The sequence below is a fragment of the Chitinophaga sp. W3I9 genome, from assembly GCF_050434025.1.
GTDB lineage: Bacteria > Bacteroidota > Bacteroidia > Chitinophagales > Chitinophagaceae > Chitinophaga.
Genome location: NZ_JBNPWC010000001.1, coordinates 4,115,787 through 4,134,773 on the forward strand (window position 1 = coordinate 4,115,787; position 18,987 = coordinate 4,134,773).

Sequence of the window (18,987 nt, forward strand, 5' to 3'; positions counted from 1 at the left end):
CAACCAAAATTCAAATAACCTCATATGAGAAATTGTACTGTTCATTATCTATATAAAACAACATTACTTGTAGGAGTATTGCTGATGCTGGCCTGCCGGCTGTCGGCGCAAACGGATATCAGCATTGGTCAAAGCACTTCCGGTAATACCAACACGGGATATCCGTGCCCATTACAGGATTATTATGAAGGCACCAGGACGCAATACCTGTACCGCGCTTCAGAGCTGCATGCCGCAGGAATGAATGCCGGTGTTATCAGCGGACTGAAATACAAGGTGCTCAACCTCAACGGCGCCGATACGATCGAGCAGTATACCATAAAAATTGGCACTACTACTGATACGGCGCTGGACAATAGCACCTGGGTACCCATTACCAACCAGGTATTGGGTCCGGTTAATTATCTCCCGAAAACAGGTGTCAATGTTTTTCCTTTTGGCTCTGCTTTTTTCTGGAATGGCACAGATAACATCGTAGTGGAAATATGTAACGGTGCGCCTGATTCAGATAACAATGTTACCTATACGAATAACCCGGAAGTACCGTATACAACAGGACTTCCTTTTAACGCGTCACATACCTACCGCTCCGACGGACTGAATTATTTGTGCGGTACCACCAGCACCACTAATACCGGTACCATGACCACCCGCCCGGATGTGATCTTTTCCTGGACGCCCGCTGTGGCCTGTACCGGTACGCCCGCTGCAGGAACTGCTACCGCCAGTTCATCAACCGTTTGTATGAACGGGCAGGTAACCATCACCTTGTCCGGCACTACTATTGCCTCCGGTATTAAATATCAATGGCAGAAATCCACTGATAATACTACCTGGACCAATATTCCCAACGATACTACCAACCGCCTGGTAACTACGCAACCGGCCACTACTTACTATCGCTGTAACGTAACCTGTGTCGCTTCCAGTACCACTGTTACCTCCAATGCGGTAACAGTTACTTCTCCGCAGGCGGTGTCAGGCGTCTTCAATATTAATAAGGCCCTGCCTACCGGTGGTAACAACTTTGCCTCCTTCAATGATGCCTATAATTTTATTAAGTGTGGTATCAACAATGCTGTTGTATTTAACGTGGCTCCCGGCAGTGGTCCGTACAACGAACAACTGCTGATCACACCGGTACCAGGTGCCTCTGCTACCAATACCATTACCTTTAACGGTAACGGCAACACGCTTACATTTGCGGGCACCGCTTCAGCGCCGGCAGTGATCCGGTTGTCGGACGCCGACTATTTTACTTTTAGCAACCTGGTGATTAAAACCAGTGGCGTCAGCAGCGGATGGGGTGTACACCTGATCAACGATGCAGATTATAACACAATAAAGAACTGTACATTCCTGCTGGATTCTACCGCCAGTTCCACCAGTAACGCAGGTGTCGTTATCAGCAGCTCGCTTACTTCAGCTACTACTACCGGAGAGGCGAAATGCGATTTCAATATCTTCTCTGATAATATTATCAATGGCGGTTACTATGGAATTGTATTAACCGGCAGCAATACTTTTGCAAATGGTAATAATAAAGTTACCGGTAATAAGATCAGCAATTTCTACAGCTATGGTATCTATGTAACCGGCTCTTTTAATACGCTGATAGAAAATAATACCATCAGCCGGCCGGCGCGTACCGGTGTAGGCACCTTCTACGGTATCTATTTCACGAATCTCAGTACAAAGGCAAACGTTACCCGTAATATCATCAGCAATCCTTTTGGAGGAGCGCCTAACAGCACCAGCGCGGCTTACGGCATTTATTTCAGCAGCACCGATGCACTCGCACAGCTGGAAAACGTAGTAAGCAATAACCTTATGTATAATTATACGGGTAAGGGAGATGCTTATGGTATTTACAACTCAGGATCCGACAACGTTTGGTATTACCATAATACCATTGCGCTGGATGGAACTGCCACTACAGGTACTACCTATACCGCCCGCGGCTTTTATCAGACATCCAAGGCCGACGGTATCGAATTTTTAAATAACCTCATTGCTGTAACACGTGGTGGTGGCGGCAGCAAGTATTGCATATACTTTGCTGCAACCAACGGTACTATTCATGCCAACAGGAATGATTACTACCTGGCTGCCAGCGGTGGCACCAGCAATATAGGCTACTTTGGCGCTAACAATGCGGCGTTGCTCGATTGGCAAACCGCTTCTGCACAAGATAGCAACTCGGTAAGTTCCAATCCGCTGTTTGTATCTGTCAGCACCGGTAACTATCAGCCGGCGAATGCTTCTATCGATAACAAAGGTGTACCGGTAAATATTACTGTAGATATTAATAATGCAGTAAGAAGTACCTCTACGCCTGATATTGGTGCATATGAGTTTACACCCGGTCCCTGCATTAATCCACCGCTGGCAGGTAATGCACAGGTAAGCCCATCCGTGATTTGTGTGAACCGGAAAGTGGCGTTATCACTCACAGATAATTCTATCGGACTCGGACAAACCTACCAGTGGCAGCGGTCAGCTACCGCTACGGGTACGTACACCAACATTGGCAATGTGCTTACCAACCCGGATACAGTGATCACGGCGGTTATAACGTCTTATTATCGTGTAGCCGTTACGTGTAGTGGTAACACCGCGTACTCACAACCAATACTCCTTACTGTAAACCAGGCATTCCCAGGTGGCGGCTATACCATTAATAAAAATGCACCAGCCAGCGCCACCAACTTTATCAGCTTTAACGCTGCCAAAGCGGCAATGGAATGCGGTATACAAGGCCCTGTGGTAATGAATGTAGTAGCCGGTTCCGGTCCTTACCTGGAGCAGCTGATCCTCGACTCTATTGCAGGCGCCTCTGCCATTAACACCATCACCTTTAACGGTAACGGCAATACAATAAAATTTGCACCTACCGATGATAATGAAAGGGCGGTGATAAAGTTGCGTGGTGCTGATCATATTACCTTCGACAGCCTTACCATAGACGCTGCCAGCGATGATTATGGCTATGGTGTGCAGATGCTCAATAACGCTGATAGCAATACTATCCGCCGCTGTAACCTCATCATAGATCAAACAGGTACCTACAATGAGTTTGCCGGTATCGTGATCAATGGTAGTGAATCCAGTCCAACCACCGGTTCCAATAACGATTGTGATGGCAATATCATCACAAAAAACACCATTACCGGCGGGTATAACGGTGTGCTTATCTATGGTGCTACTGCTTCTATCCCCACACGTAATACCATCAGTTACAATATCATAAAAGAGTTTTATGAAACAGGTATTGCGGTAAGCTATACCACTAATACCCTGATAGATCATAATGATATTTCCAGGCCGGGCCGTGACAATGACAGCTACTCCCTGTATGGTATCAGCGTTGAAAACAAAGCAGCTGATGTGGTGGTGAGCAATAACCGTATCCATAACCTGCTGGGCGGTGCACCAGGCAGTACTTCTACTGTTTATGGAATGGAGTTCTCTTATGCAGATGCAACCGCCACTAACCCGGCAAAAGTTTTCAATAACGTGATCTATGATTTCCGTGGTCAGGGTACGCAGTATGGATTCTCCAACTACAGCGCCGACTATGTCTACTATTATCACAATACAATTGCGCTGAATGATCTTAAGAGTACCTCTTCCGATGAAGCTACCGGCTTCTATCAGTCGGGTACTGCTACAGGCATCCAGTTCTTTGATAATATTCTTGATGTAAGCAGGTCCGGTAAAGGAAACAGGAGAGGTTTGAGCATAGGCACCAGCACAGTGCTTACGTCCAATTACAATGATATTTATGTAAAAAGCAATTTTAATACAGCTTATATAGGCGGTAACTATCCTACGCTTGCAGCATGGACTGCCGCCACTAAGCTGGACAGCAACTCTTTGTCTATCCAACCTGTGTTTGCAGATCCTGTTGCCGGTAACTACGCAACGGTTATCTCTCCACTGGATAACACCGGTAAGCCGGTAGGCATTACTACCGATATCCTTGGTGTAACCAGGAGTACTACCAAACCAGACATGGGCGCTTACGAAGTGAGCGTGCCTAATTGCAGCAAACCAGTGGTACCGGGTACTTCCACCGTATTTCCGCTTACACCGGTGTGCATGGGTACCGATATTAAGCTGGATCTTACCGGCAACAGCACCGGTGGCACACAAACCTACCAGTGGCAGCGTTCTACCACCGCTGCAGGTCCATGGGTAATTGTCAGCGATTCACAATATGTGAGCGTATTTAATACTACCATTGGCGTAGAAAACTACTACCGCTGCTTAATCATATGCGGAGGCACCGACAGCGCTTATTCTGCCGTGGTAAAAGCTAACCTGAACCCACCATTGCTGGCAGGCACCTATACCATTAACCCTGCTGCGCCTACCAGTCTTACTAACTTCCAGTCGTTCAGCAGCGCTGTATCCAAACTGGAATGCGGTATAGCCGGTCCCGTTACCTTCCTTGCAAAGGCAGGTACCTATACAGAGCAGGTCACCATGCATCATATCCCCGGCGCTTCTGCGGTAAACAGGGTAACCTTCCAAAGTGAAGCCAACAGCGCAGCTGCTGTAACGCTTACCTACGCCGGTACATCTGCATTGAATTATGTATTGCAGCTGGATAGCGTAGACTATGTCACCTGGAGAGCTATTACTATTAAACCGGCAGGCATCACCAACGCAAGGGCAGTGGTGTATGCCAATGCATCTTCGTACGACAGCATCGCTAACTGTGCCATTCAGCTGCCGGTTAGCACCAGCACCGGTACTGCCGTGAGCGGTGTGTATGCCGATGAATGTATCGGCACTGGTAACGTGATCACCGGTAATACCATCACCAACGGGTCGAATGGCGTTTACTGGGAAGGCAGTTACAGCGCCGTTGCACGCGGACTTGTACTGGATAGCAATATTGTAGATAAACCATATTCAAACGGCTTGTATGTTGAGTACGCCGACAGTGTGATGATCCGGCGCAACCAGGTGAACCTGGGTGGTAACATGGCAGCTGATGCCTATGGTATCCATACAGATAACACCAACGGCTACTCGATTTCAGCCAACAACATTAAGGTAACCAATACCACCGATGATGTTCACGGAATATACCTTTACTACGCGACTGCTGATGCCGGCGTAAAAGGCATCGTATCCGGAAACAGGATTACTGCAAGAGGAAATATTACCGGGGAAGTCCGTGGACTGGAACTTTACCAGGCAGACGGGGCTACCATCTCCAATAACGTGGTTAGTGTTAAAGCCAATGGTGTGAATGCGTACGGTATTTATAGTGAAAGCAGTTCCAACCTCAGCTACTACAATAACTCGGTACTGAACAGCTCCACTACCACCGGCGATAACTACGCTGCATACTTCAGGCATACGGCGTCTTACTATGGTAATATCAAAGTAAAGAATAACATTTTTGCTTCAGATACCAGCGGTATCGCCATGTATATTGCGAACCCGCTTTACATGAAGAGCGATTATAACACACTGTATACAAAAGGTACCGTGCTGGTGAAACAGCTTACCCCTGCGGGCAGCTATGCTACATTGCATGACTACATCACAGCGGATACACTGGATATAAATTCAATTGTATACAAACCTGCATTTACAGATGATACCACGCTGCAACCAGCCATTGCAAAGCCCGATGTATGGGCTATCCATGGCCGTGGTGTGCAGATAGAAGGTAATGATAAAGACATCAACGGTGTTGCCAGGGCAGTTAAGCTCACAGATGGTGTGCCGGATATGGGCGCTTACGAATTCCTGCCTACTTCCGTGCCACCGGTGCTCCCGGCATTCCCGGCTACACCGGCTCCCGGCGTTACCCAAACATTTATGTTTGGTACGGACACGGTAACAAAAATTACCTGGAACCCGGGTACGGCCATACCCAATAACATAGCGGTAAGACGCTACTCCGGTATTAAGCCGCCAAACCTGGCTACAGGCAGGGACTTTATGTATTTCTACACAGATGTGGATGTAACACCGGCCAATGGTCAGTATAACTTTAACATCGATCAGTTCTATATCGATCCGTGGCAGGGTTATATCAGGCGCCAGAAGGATATCCGGATGGGCCGCACAGACAGTGCCAATGCATGGATCGTGGATTCGCTGAGCCATGTATATGATATCCCGAATGTGATCAGGGATAGCGCTGTACACTTCCTGGATAAATTCACCGGTCTCAATGGCGGCACGGCTACTTCTCAATTGTTGCAGCCGGCCGACAGCTCCAACCGCGGTACCCGCTTCTGGGTAGGTTATGGTCACCACCAGTTCTTCACCGGGGACAACTCGCAGAACATGGTGCTGTACCTCAATGCACAGGACTCTTCCAACGTAACCGTGCGTATTAATGGCACCAGCTGGGAAAGAGTGTATCACATTCCTGCCAACAAAACCATCACTACGGAGATAATACCAAAGAGTGGTTTGAGCGATGCCCGCCTGATAGAGGAAGGATTATCAGATAAAGGTATCAGCATTGAAAGTGATGTGCCTATTGTTGCCTATGCGCATATTTATGGCAGCGCCTCTTCCGGCGCCACCATGCTGCTGCCGGTAGGTACCTATGGTTATGAATATGCTACACTATCGTCCAGGCAGAATTACAGCACAGACACCTATTCCTGGTTCTATGTAATAGCAGACTATGATAATACAAAAGTAGAGATCACACCTTCTGTGCCCACGCTGGCCGGTAAACCTGCCAATACAACGTTTACGGTTACACTGAATAAAGGAGAAGTGTACCAGGTGCTGGGCGCTATGATGCCTGGCGGTGGCAGCGAAGGATACGACTTGTCTGGTAGCCACATCAGGTCTGTCATCAATGAAGATGGAAAATGCTACCCGATGGCGGTGTTCTCCGGTAGCAGCCGTACCGGTATTGGTTGCGGCATCGAAACGGGTGGATCGGGCGATAACCTGATCCAGCAGAACTTCCCGTCGCAGGCATGGGGCAGAAAGTATCTTACTGCACCTACCTCTACCAGCGGATCGGCCAGTTCTTTCATGACCAACATTTATCGTGTGCTGGTGAAAGATCCTGCTACCGTAGTGAAAATAAATGGCGCCACATTGACGGGGCTGATCAACAACAGGTTCTACCAGTTTGAAAGCAGCACTGCCGATAATATTGAAGCCAATCAGCCGGTGATGGTAGCGCAGTATATGTCGTCCAGCGGCAGCTGTCCCAATACCAGCGGCAACGGCGATCCTGAAATGATTTACCTGAGCCCGGTAGAACAGGGTATCAAAAAGGTAGGACTGTACCGCAATACACAGGAGTCTATTACTGTTAATTATCTTACCCTCATCATACCTACAGGAGGTGTATCCTCCCTGCTGATCGACGGCAGCGCTACTTTCGATCATACGTATCCGCATCCTAACGCTACCGGATATACGGTAGTAGTGAAGCGCTGGCCGGCAGCACCTGCACAGTGTACGGTAACCAGCGACTCTGCCTTCACCGCCGTTACCTACGGCCTCGGCAGCGTGGAAAGCTATGGCTACAACGCGGGTACCCTGGTGAAGAATCTGAACATCCTGCCTTCATTTAACAACGTAATGAACAACAGTGGTCAGAACAACACCTACACCTGCGCTAAAACACCATTCCGCTTCTCTATGCTGATACCAGTGAAGCCAACAGCGATTACCTGGAAATTCAGCCAGGTAGCAAGCCTTGCACCTAAAACTGATATCGTGCAGAATAACCCGGTGCCAGTGGATTCTATCATCAGCAACGAACGGAAGTACTATCGCTTTACGGTGCCGGCTGATTACATCTTCAGCAAACCAGGCTTGTATGAAGTGCCTATCCTGATTTCACATCCGGATATAGAAAGCTGCAGCAACAGTTTTGAAAGCATTCTGCAGATAAAGGTAATCCCTGCGCCAGTGGTTGATTTCAGCGTTGACTATACCGGCTGCCTGAACGACGGCGCCTTGTTTAAAGGCACCGCCACTACCAGCAACGGGGTTGCTATCAGCACCTGGAAATGGAGCTTTGCCGATTCTACAGTATCGTCCGCAAAAGATACCCTTAAGTACTTCAGATACCCGGGTGTGAAAGAAGTGAAACTGAGCATTGTGGCGGCAGAGGGTTGCGTAGGTGATACTACCAAAGAAGTGGAAGTGTATGCGCCTGCGCTGGCACAACTTGTGAAAGACTCTATGACCGTATGTAACGGCACGGATGTTACCTTGTCTGCCAGGAATCCTGAACCCGGCGTATTGTACAACTGGTACGATGCTCCAACAGGCGGTACCCTGCTGCATACCGGCAACGACTACACGATTAACAACATTGCCGCCGACGGTAATTACTACCTGGAAACACTCACACACGGATGCCCCGGACTGTCACGCGCTAAAGCCATTGTACATGTATTGCCGGTTCTGGAAACACCGGTAGTTACGGTAGACAGCGTAGGCGTAAACATGATCCGCTTCAAATGGAAGGCAGTTGCCAATGCCACCGGTTATGAAGTATCCCTGGATGGCGGTACCAGCTGGACATTGCCAACTTCCGGCAGGGAAGGACTGGTGCATATCGTTAGCGGGTTACAACCGGTGCAAACAGTGAAACTGATTGTCCGTGCGAAAGGTTGTGAAGACAAGGCATCACTGCCGGCTGAAGGTAAAACCTTGCCTGACGGCATCTATATTCCGAATACGTTCACACCTAACAATGATGGCCGGAACGATGTACTGCTCGTGTATGGTTACATTATCAAGCAGCTGCACATCACCATTTTTGACCAGTGGGGTGAAAAAGTATTCGAATCCAACAATCAGTCTGTTGGCTGGGATGGCAACTACAAAGGAAAGGCATTGCCCTCCGGTGTATACATCTATGTATGTCATCTGACCCTTACAGACGGAAGTAAAACAGAGAAGAAAGGAGTTATTAACCTGATCCGCTAAAAACAATTGTATGAAAAAAGTAAGCATAGAGAAGTTGTTACTGTTAGTCATTGGATGTTGGATGTTGCATTGGCCTTGTGCCAATGCAACTATCCGGCCCATGCGCCAGGATATCGACAGCCTTTTAATGTTGCAGCGATCTGTGAAGGTATATCCCAACCCGGTCGTTTCTTCCCTCACCATACAGTCACGCAAATCAATTCAACAGCTGGTACTCTATGCGATGGATGGCAAAACCATCAAGCGTGTAGCGGTTACCGGTAAAAATAACCAGCTGGATGTACAGGATATCCAGCGGGGAGCCTATATGCTGAATACCATTTTTGCAGATGGCACAACGACGTCGAAGATGATCATCAAACAATAATCATTTCAATATGAAAAATTGAAGAAGATGTCAACCAAATTACTATACATAAAGCGACTTTGCATTGCCATATCCCTGACCCTGTTTCAGTTCGTAGCCGATGTTGCATACGCCCAGAATCTTTCCAATAAAGGGAAAGATTTCTGGGTGGGCTACGGACACCACCAGTTCATGGAGATGGGGCAAAGCAACAGCCAGGAAATGATCCTGTACCTGAGTGCAGAACAGCCTGCCACCGTTACAGTGAGCATTACCGGCACCACCTGGACGCGTACGTATAACATCCCGGCGAATACCGTTATTGCTTCTGACCTGATCCCTAAATCGGGCGCTATAGATGCAAGACTGTATTCCCTGCCGCCTTCTTTTGGCGGCACCGGAGGCGAGGGCGTTTTCACGGGGAAGTCTATTCACATACAAAGTAACGTGCCTATTGTTGCCTATGCGCATATTTATGGCAGCGCCTCTTCCGGGGCTACTATGCTGATGCCGGAAGAAACATGGGGTTATTCCTACATTTCTGTGAACAGTATGCAGAACTATGCGGACGACTGTTTCTCCTGGATGTTTGTTATTGCGAACCAGAATAATACCGTGGTGGAAATTACCCCTTCGGTATTAACCCGTAACGGACGCCCTGCGGGCGTACCTTTCACCGTTACGTTGAACCGCGGGGATATCTACCAGCTGGTAGGCGCTTCGCTGGGCAGTGGCGCCGGCCGGGAGCTGACCGGCACTACTATTAAATCGATCGGCAATCCAATGGGACAGTGTTATCCCGTGGCCGTGTATTCCGGCAGCAGCCGTACGGCCATCACCTGCAATAACTCCAGCAGCAGCGGCGATAATAACATCCAGCAGATCTTTCCGTTCCAGGCGTGGGGTAAACGTTATCTCACCGCGCCCACCTCTGAAGATGATTTGCCGTCGACCCTCCAGTATAATATTTATAAAGTAGTGGTGAAAGATCCTGCCACCATTGTAAAAAGAAATGGTGTAACGCTCACCGGCCTGATCGCCAATTCTTACTACGAGTTTGTTAGCAATACCGCCGATTATATAGAGTCAGATAAGCCGGTGCTGGTGGCGCAGTTTATGTCGTCTTCCGGGGCCTGCGGCAATACCGGCGGACTGGGAGATCCGGAAATGGTATACCTGAGCCCTATAGAACAAGCCATCAAGCGGATTGGTTTTTACCGGAACGACCGGGAGTTTATAGAAACCAACTATCTCACCATGATCATTCCTACGGCAGGTATTCCCTCGCTCAGGATTGATGGCAGCCCCCTGTTTGACTTCTCTTACCCGCATCCTAACCTGAACGGTTACACGGTAGTGATCAAAAGATGGCCGGCTGCGCCTGCACAATGTATTGTGAGCAGCGACTCCGCCTTCACCGCAGTTACATACGGCCTGGGCAGCGTGGAAAGCTATGGCTACAATGCCGGTACGCTGATCAATAACCTCAATGCCGTAGGCTCTATTCACAACAGTTATGATACTTCTAAAACATCCAATGATTTTACCTGTACCAATACCCCCGTGCAATTGTCCATTTTAATGGCGTACAAGCCTACAAAAATGGTGTGGCGGCTCAGCACCCTGGGCACAGCGATTACACCTAACGCAGACGTAACGGTTAATGCACCGGTAAGCACTGGTACGGTACTGATCAATGGGATCACTTATTATAAATACTCATTGCCCGGCACTTACCAGTTCAGCGCAATAGGAGAGTATGATATCCCGGTCATGTCCACGCATCCGAGCATTGAAAACTGTAACAACACCGAAAAGGTGGGATTCACGGTATTGGTGAAAGGAAAGCCGCGTGCGGTAATGACTTATACCTATACCGGGTGTTCGCTGGATACGGTTTACTTTAAGGGAGATACAAGCCTGAAGGATCCGCTGATCGACCGCTGGCAGTGGGAGTTCCCGGGAGCAGTGAAGGATAGTGGCATCCAGGTAGGAAAAGTATTTCCTGTGGGGAATGCTGCGGTAAAGCTAACGGTGATTTCAAGGGATGGCTGTGTGGGAGATACTTCCTTCCAGGTAGCCGCAGCGGCCAAACCAGTGGCATCCTTTACAACAGATGCTGCTGCCTTATGCGAAGGCGGAGTATTGAAGATGACCGATAACTCCACTTACGGAGGTACGGCGCCTTTAAAATCGTGGTATTGGAATTTTGGAAATGATTCTGTGCTGAACGCTGTTACCAACGCGGTACAAACGATTACTTACAAAGATCATAATACCTACACCATAAAACACGTGGTGAAAGTAAGTAACCTCTGTGTGAGCGACACCGTTTCAAAAACGGTTACCGTGTACGCCAAACCCAACCCGCTTTTTGCTTATCCCGGCGACTGCCTGCCGGTAGGTGGCCTGGTACAGTTTACCAGCGGTGCAGTGGTACCCGATGCGCAAACCATCAGCACACACGCCTGGAACTTCGGGGATGCTAATGCAACAACTGCTAACCCGAATACCTCGGTGGCGAAAGATCCCACGCATGCCTATACGAAGTTTGGCACTTATGCTATTAAATATAGTGTAACTACCGATAAAGGCTGTACGAAGGATACTACGGTAACGGCTACCTTTAAACTGAAACCACAACTGGCTTATGCTGCCCTGAACGGGGTTTGCGTAAACATGCCCGGCACCATTGCCATAGGCAAAGCTACTGTACAAAATGGCGTAACTGGTAAAGGTTACTACCGTGGTCCGGCTACGGATTCAACAGGCAATTTCACCCCTGCTACTGCAGGCGCAGGTACGCATACCATCTGGTATGTGTTTACCACCAGCAACGGCTGTACCGATTCCATTTCCACCACCGTGGTAGTGTATCCTAAACCTGCAGCTGCTTTTACAGCTACCGCCAATTTGTGTCTTGGACAGAATACTGTTTTCACTGACCAGTCTGCCATTCCCGTAGGAACCATCACCAACTGGAAATGGGACCTGGGCAATGGTACGCTGAGAAACAACACCAACAACAATCCGTTTACCATCACTTACCAGAAAGACAGCAGCTACCTCGTGAAGCTGGTGGCGGTGAGTGATCATAATTGTATCAGCGATACCGCCAAAGCCATAGTGGCCGTACATGAGTTGCCGGTGACCGATTTTGCGCTGCCTGCCAAAGTATGTATGCCGGATGGAACCGCCGCGTTTACCAATCTCACTACGGCGAGAGACAAGTCATCCCTTTCTTACCAGTGGAACTTCGGCGACGGTGGTGCAGGATCGGCGGCAAAAGATCCTACCTGGCAGTATAAAACCTTTGGACCGTTTAACGTGAAGCTGGTGGCTACTACCGCTTATGGTTGTAAAGATTCGGCCACTAAAACATTAAGCGCCTTCTTTGGCCAGCCGGTGGCATCCTTTAAAGTAACGCCGGATACCCTTTGCCAGGGCGCCGACAATGTGTTTACGGATCAAAGCACAGATCCTACCGGAAGCATTAATAAATGGGAGTGGAGCTTTGGCGATGGCACCACCTCCACTGAACAACACCCGGTAAAAAAATATACCGCACCTGGTGAATACAGCGTGCAGTTGCAGGTAGCAAATCAGTCGGGTTGCGGATCATCTGCCTATAGCAGCAAGGTGATCGTATACCTCCAGCCGGTGATAGATGCCGGACCATCCTTTGTTGTGCCGCAGGGTACTATCGTGAGCTTTAAGCCGGTAGCCAACGATTCGGTGAACCTCACTTTTGCCTGGGACCCTGCTGCCGACTTCCCCGATCCTACGGTGTTGTCGCCGGTAATTCCCGCCATGCACGATGCCACGTACACACTTACTGCCATCGGCAAACATAGTTGTATGGCTCGTGACGCTATGACGGTGAAAGTATTAAAACCAGTTGCGCCACCAAATGCCTTCTCTCCAAACGGAGATGGTGTTAATGACACCTGGATTATCACCAACCTGTCTGATTATGCAGAAAGCACCGTGGAAATATTTAACCGCTACGGACAAAGGATATACCATTCCACCGGTTATAATGTACCATGGGACGGCAGATTCAAAGGTAATCAGCTGCCAATGGCCACTTACTATTATGTAATCAGGCTCCGGGCGGGTATGGCGCCTATCACCGGCTATGTAACTATTATCAGGTAAAGTAAATCATTCACATAAAACCGTATTGTAAATGAGAACGATCATTGCAACCTTATTCATCTTTGCTGCCACTGTATGCTCCGGTACCCGGTTAATGGCGCAAACCGATCCCCACTTTTCACAGTACTACGTATATCCGTCGTGGTTAAATCCTGCGCTTACAGGCGTATTTGATGGCGACTATCGCGTGGCGGCCATTTACCGCACGCAGTGGGGGAATATCAGCCCGTTTAAAACATACGGTGTAAGCGGGGAAATACCCACCGCAAAGAATATTAATATAGGCGCCAGCGTATTAAATCAAACTGCCGGCGATGGCGGTTACAATTATACAACGGCTTATGTAAGCGCGGCCTATACCGGTGTGAAACTCGATGCTTCCCATTATCACCAGTTGAACTTCGGCTTGCAGCTGGGCTTTATCCAGCGCAGGTTTGACCCTTCCAAGCTCACCTATGGCGAGCAATGGAACCCTGTTACCGGCTACAACCCCGGTAATCCTGTATCGGATGTACTTACCCGTAACTCGGCAGCCTCCTTTGATGCCGGCGCAGGGGCATTGTATTATGACGCTACCCCCGGGAAGAACTTTAATATTTATGGCGGCGTCTCCGTTATGCATCTTACCAAACCACAGGACCAGTTCAGCGCCAAAGGTGATGCCCGTTTCCCGATGCGCTTTAATGTACACGGCGGCGTGAAGTTAACCCTGTCGGAAATACTCAGCATTACACCCAACTTCCTGTTCATGCAGCAGGGCCCTGCACAGGAAAAAATGATCGGCGCCTATGGCCAGCTGAATGCAGCAGCGGGAACGGATTTCCTGCTCGGTGTAAACTACCGGTACAAAGATGCAGTGACTACACACGCGGGATTTATTTATAAGAATATGATGCTCGGCGCCAGCTATGATATCAATACATCTGATCTCAGCAAAATGGCACATGGCTCCAACAGCTTTGAAATATCCCTTACGTTCATTGGCCGCAGATCGGTAAGAACACCGGATGTAGAATTTGTTTGTCCACGATTGTAATCAACTTTTAAAAGCAACAGGATCTCATGAAAAAAATAATATTTACTTCCGCATTGCTGTTATCGGGTATGATGTCGTTTGCACAATTTACCTATAACTATCTCAAAGCGGCAGATCAGTACTACAGTAAAGAAGACTACAATTCAGCGGCTACTTATTATGAAAAGTACCTGGGCTCCCGTACCAAAACGGTGAAGCCGGATACTTACAAACCTTATGCGGCCGTGTCGGTGGTAAAGAATAAAACAGTAAAGGTAAGCAGCGAACAGCTGGCGGTGTATAAGCTGGCAGAGAGCTATCGCAACCTGCATAACTATGGTAAGGCAGCGCCTTACTACGAATCCGTGATGGAACTGGATAAAGCTGGTTTCCCATTGGCGCCATACTACTACGCAGTTTCCCTGCGGGCATTGGCTAAGTATGAAGAGGCGACCCAGGCGTTCAAAAATTTCCTGGACAGCTATACGGCTAATGATAAATTCACGGAAGCGGCTAAACGCGAATTGCAGAACCTGGCTTTTATTACCGCCCAGTTGAATAAAAAAGATCTGTCGGAGTACAGCGTAAAGAAGGCGCCTCCTGCGTTAAACACTACGGGGGCCAGCTATGCGCCGTTGTGGAGTAACGGCAGTACCCTCATCTTTACTTCTACCCGGCCCGACAGTTCGTTTCAGAAAAATCATACTTATATCAATCGTTTATATACCGCCAGCTATGAAGCCGGGCAGGTATCTGATATTCACCTGTTAAAGCTCGATCAGCCGGAAGGGCTGCACCAGGGCGCTGCATGCCTGTCGCCCAACGGGGAGTTACTATTCTTTACCCGCTGGCACATGGATCATGGCAAAAAGGTATCAGCCATTTATGTGTCCCGTAAAAACGGTGATAACTGGAGCGAACCTGTGGTGATGGATGCGCTGGTGAATTCGGTTGGTAATAATACCCAGCAACCGTATTTACTGGAAGATGGTAAAACATTGTTATACGCCAGCGACAGGGCCGATGGCTACGGTGGTTTCGACTTATGGTATGCCTCCCTTGATGAATCCGGTAAGCCCTTGCAAACAGCCAACCTGGGAGAAGTAATCAACACTGCCGGTAATGAGCAGGCGCCATTCTATCATGCGGCTACCAAAACGCTGATCTTTTCGGCAGATAACCGTGTAGGCATGGGCGGATACGACTTCTTTTCCAGCAAAGGAAATGTAGGTACCTGGAAAGCGCCGGTAAACATGGGTTACCCGGTGAACTCCGTGAAAGACGATATTTATTTTACCAGCAGAAGCAATAATAAAAACCTGCTGGATGATGTACTGCTGGGCACTGACCGTGCAGCAGAATGCTGCCTGGAATTGTTCTTTGTACATAAAAACCGTCCGCCAAAACGGTTGAGCGGCATCGTGGTATCCTGCGACAGTAACACGCCACTGGCGGGTGCTGCCGTAAATGTGATAGATACTATCAGTAACAAAGTGGTATACACGCACACCACGGCGGCCGATGGCAGCTACGCTTTTACCGTGGAAGACTTTTTACCGTTAAAGGCAGTAGCTAATGCAGACGGTTATACGACCAATGCGCGGCAGATAACTGTTCCACAAGACGAAGACACCGCTGCCATGACAGTGCCGGTATTGTGTCTGACGAAACTGGTTACACCGGAAGCGCCGGTAGTGCTGGAAAACGTGTACTACGATTTCAACAAGGCTACGTTACAGGAAGGTTCATTCCCTTCATTGGATAAGCTAGCGGAACTGCTTGCCGCCAATCCCGATATGCACATAGAACTGAGTGCGCATACCGACAGTAAAGGTAAGCCCGCGTTTAACCAACGCCTGTCTGAAGCCCGTGCGAAAACCTGCGTGGAATATCTCGTCAGCAAAGGCATTGATCGCTCCAGGCTTACTTATATAGGTTATGGCGATACACAGCCGGTAGCGCCCAACACCCAGGAAGATGGTAGTGATAACCCGGAAGGAAGACAAAAGAACAGGAGAACGGCATTTACGATCATTAAAAAGTAACAGCCCGGCTGTTTAACCCAAAATCACTGATCCATGAAAAACATTGTGCTCACAGGTTTGCTTGTTTTGCTGGTGCATGTTACCCATGCGCAGCAACAGCCACATTACACGCAGTATATCATGAATCCTTTCATCATCAACCCGGCATTGGCGGGTATTGAAAACTACTGGGACCTGCGCTTCAGTCACCGGCATCAGTGGGTAGGTATGAAAGGTGCACCGGTAACCACGTATATGACCCTGCAGGGGCCTTTGCGTAAATCGGATTACAGTACCGCATCGCCTACAGGTTTTGAGCCAGAAGGAAATAATCCCCGTGGAAAAGGCTACTGGCAGGATTACACCACGCCGCCTCCGCATCCCGGAATAGGGCTTACCGTGCTGAACGACAAAACCGGTCCGCTTAACCGCTTTTCCATTACGGGGGCATATGCGCATCACATTAACCTATCTCCCAGAACCAGTGTCAGCGCCGGTATCGGTATAGGTATGCAACAGGTGAGTCTGGATGCCAGCAGGGTGGAATTCTTTGATCCTTCCGATCCGGTGCTGGGCACCAGCACCGGTATACTGAACAAATGGAAGCCGGAAGTAAACGCCGGACTGTGGCTGTACTCAGCAGATTATTTTGCCGGTATCTCTGTGCAGAATATTATCCCGCAGCAAATCGGGTTCGACAATGGCAAAGTAGTGGGCGACTCTGTTTACAGCGGCAAACTGGTACCGCATTTATTCTTTACTACCGGCTACCGGTTATGGATAAACGATGATCTGAATGTGATGCCGTCGGTAATGCTGAAAATGATCACCGCCATGCCATTCAGTGTGGATGTTAACGCCAGGTTTATGTACCGCGACCGGCTCTGGCTGGGGGCTTCTTACAGGATAAACGACGGGGTGGCTGCTATGTTTGGGGTCAACATCAGCTCGCAGTTTAACATTGGTTACTCTTACGACTATACGGCATCTTCCCTGAATACAGTGAGCCGGGGTACTCATGAAATCATGATCGGTTTCCTGCTGGGTAACAAGTATGGAGATACCTGTCCCCGTAACGTATGGTAACGGCTGTCAATTTTTTCATCTTTTCATTTAATAAATAAAAACAAAAACAAAACAATTGTCATTATGAAACAGGTTACACGCTTTATGCCCTATGCATTGATCACTGCGGTTGTATTATTTTTTGCTGCCTGCTCCAAAGACGGAGACCAGGGTCCTGCCGGTCCTGCTGGCCCTGCGGGTCCTTCGGGTGTGCCCGGTGCTACCGGTCCCAAAGGCGATTCAGGTGCGCCCGGTAGTGCGAATGTTATTTATTCTGCCTGGAAGGATGTGGCCTTTGCGCCTGCAGATACCATCTTTAATCAGAATGGTACTATTAACACCATCATATATGGCGCCAGCCTGGATGCTCCGAAGTTAACAGCTCCCTTACTGGCCAATGCATCTATCAACGTATATATCAATCTCGGTACTGCTGCCAATTCTTTCGTACAAGCGTTACCGTATGTGGATGAATATGGTTACCTGGTAAGGTTTGTAGCCTCTGTCGGCGCCATCGACCTGCTTGCGAATGCACCTATCAGCACCACTGCTACGGATAAACGTTATCAATACAGGTATGTAATTATTCCCGGTGGCGTGTCTGCAAGATCTGCGGCAGGCATCGACTGGAATGATTACAGCCAGGTGAAAAAATATTTAAATCTCAAGGACTAGGTTGGCTAATACAACCACCAGTATATAAAAGGGCTGCCTTATTCAGGGTGGCCCCCATTTGAAATCATTTATTGACCAAAATTTACGAAACCGTGTATGAACCCATATAGTGACCTTACGGATCAGGAGTTGATCCGCCTGTATATTTCAGGAAATAACCCGGCTTTTACCGCATTGGTATACCGCCATAAGAACAGGATCTTTACTACTATTGTTTTACTTGTGAGAGACAGAAGCCTGGCGGAAGATATCTTCCAGGAAGTATTTATAAAAATAGTGAACGCTTTACAATCGGGCCACTATGTTGATAACAGCCGGTTCCTGGCATGGGCGGTAAGGATTGCCCATAACGCCTGTATCAGTCATTTCAGGAAAACCAATCAACGGCAAAGCACCATCGTTACCTACAACGATGACCTGGGCGATTACATGGAAGTCACGGAACACAGCCAGGAGTACCGTATGATCCGTGCAGAGGTAACCGAAGAAGTAAACAGGATGCTGGACCGTCTGCCCGGACTGCAACGCGAAGCCCTGATCCTGCGGTATTACGCCGACCTGAGTTATAAGGAGATGGCGCAAACCATCGGTATCAGTATTAATACAGCGCTGGGAAGGGTACGGTATGCACTGATGAATTTAAGGAAACAGGCCGGGGTTGAAAACCTGGTGGCGGTATAATTCTGCGGGTTAAACTAAATGTTGAAAGCCGGGTGTTTTTCGTTAATTTCAGTCAGCCGGAATAACGAAAATACAAC

General features: G+C 48.6%; 8 protein-coding genes. All 8 read left to right on the forward strand.

The features are described 5' to 3' along the window. The first annotated feature begins 24 nt into the window (after positions 1-24). The 8 genes from QFZ51_RS16865 (at position 25) to QFZ51_RS16900 (ending at position 18,910) form a co-directional block, all read left to right on the forward strand. On the forward strand, positions 25-8,946 hold the full coding sequence (locus QFZ51_RS16865; RefSeq protein WP_429047383.1) for a right-handed parallel beta-helix repeat-containing protein: 8,922 nt from the start codon (positions 25-27) through the stop codon (positions 8,944-8,946). A 10-nt stretch (positions 8,947-8,956) separates the two neighbouring features. Next, positions 8,957-9,313, forward strand: a complete 357-nt coding sequence (locus tag QFZ51_RS16870; protein WP_370910115.1) for a T9SS type A sorting domain-containing protein — start codon at positions 8,957-8,959, stop codon at positions 9,311-9,313. Positions 9,314-9,340: 27 nt separating this feature from the next. Continuing rightward, positions 9,341-13,450, forward strand: coding sequence for a PKD domain-containing protein (locus QFZ51_RS16875; protein ID WP_429047386.1), 4,110 nt, complete (start codon positions 9,341-9,343; stop codon positions 13,448-13,450). Positions 13,451-13,481: 31 nt separating this feature from the next. Beyond that, positions 13,482-14,486, forward strand: coding sequence for a PorP/SprF family type IX secretion system membrane protein (locus QFZ51_RS16880; RefSeq protein ID WP_079467646.1), 1,005 nt, complete (start codon positions 13,482-13,484; stop codon positions 14,484-14,486). A gap of 26 nt (positions 14,487-14,512) precedes the next feature. After that, on the forward strand, positions 14,513-16,510 hold the full coding sequence (locus QFZ51_RS16885) for an OmpA family protein (RefSeq protein ID WP_429047388.1): 1,998 nt from the start codon (positions 14,513-14,515) through the stop codon (positions 16,508-16,510). A gap of 33 nt (positions 16,511-16,543) precedes the next feature. Next, complete coding sequence (locus QFZ51_RS16890; protein WP_429047390.1) at positions 16,544-17,575, forward strand: PorP/SprF family type IX secretion system membrane protein; 1,032 nt, start codon at positions 16,544-16,546, stop codon at positions 17,573-17,575. A gap of 63 nt (positions 17,576-17,638) precedes the next feature. Next, positions 17,639-18,229, forward strand: a complete 591-nt coding sequence (locus QFZ51_RS16895) for a hypothetical protein (protein WP_429047393.1) — start codon at positions 17,639-17,641, stop codon at positions 18,227-18,229. Positions 18,230-18,325: 96 nt separating this feature from the next. After that, positions 18,326-18,910 carry an RNA polymerase sigma factor gene (locus QFZ51_RS16900; RefSeq protein ID WP_370910121.1) on the forward strand — a complete coding sequence of 195 codons (585 nt, stop codon included), beginning with the start codon at positions 18,326-18,328 and terminating at the stop codon, positions 18,908-18,910. Positions 18,911-18,987 lie beyond the last annotated feature (77 nt).

Bases quoted from the DNA above. Each gene is read 5' to 3' on its own strand.
- QFZ51_RS16890 (WP_429047390.1), top strand. From the start codon at position 16,544: ATGAAAAACATTGTGCTCACAGGTTTGCTTGTTTTGCTGGTGCATGTT.
- QFZ51_RS16885 (WP_429047388.1), top strand. From the start codon at position 14,513: ATGAAAAAAATAATATTTACTTCCGCATTGCTGTTATCGGGTATGATG.
- QFZ51_RS16865 (WP_429047383.1), top strand. From the start codon at position 25: ATGAGAAATTGTACTGTTCATTATCTATATAAAACAACATTACTTGTA.
- QFZ51_RS16870 (WP_370910115.1), top strand. From the start codon at position 8,957: ATGAAAAAAGTAAGCATAGAGAAGTTGTTACTGTTAGTCATTGGATGT.
- QFZ51_RS16875 (WP_429047386.1), top strand. From the start codon at position 9,341: ATGTCAACCAAATTACTATACATAAAGCGACTTTGCATTGCCATATCC.
- QFZ51_RS16880 (WP_079467646.1), top strand. From the start codon at position 13,482: ATGAGAACGATCATTGCAACCTTATTCATCTTTGCTGCCACTGTATGC.
- QFZ51_RS16895 (WP_429047393.1), top strand. From the start codon at position 17,639: ATGAAACAGGTTACACGCTTTATGCCCTATGCATTGATCACTGCGGTT.
- QFZ51_RS16900 (WP_370910121.1), top strand. From the start codon at position 18,326: ATGAACCCATATAGTGACCTTACGGATCAGGAGTTGATCCGCCTGTAT.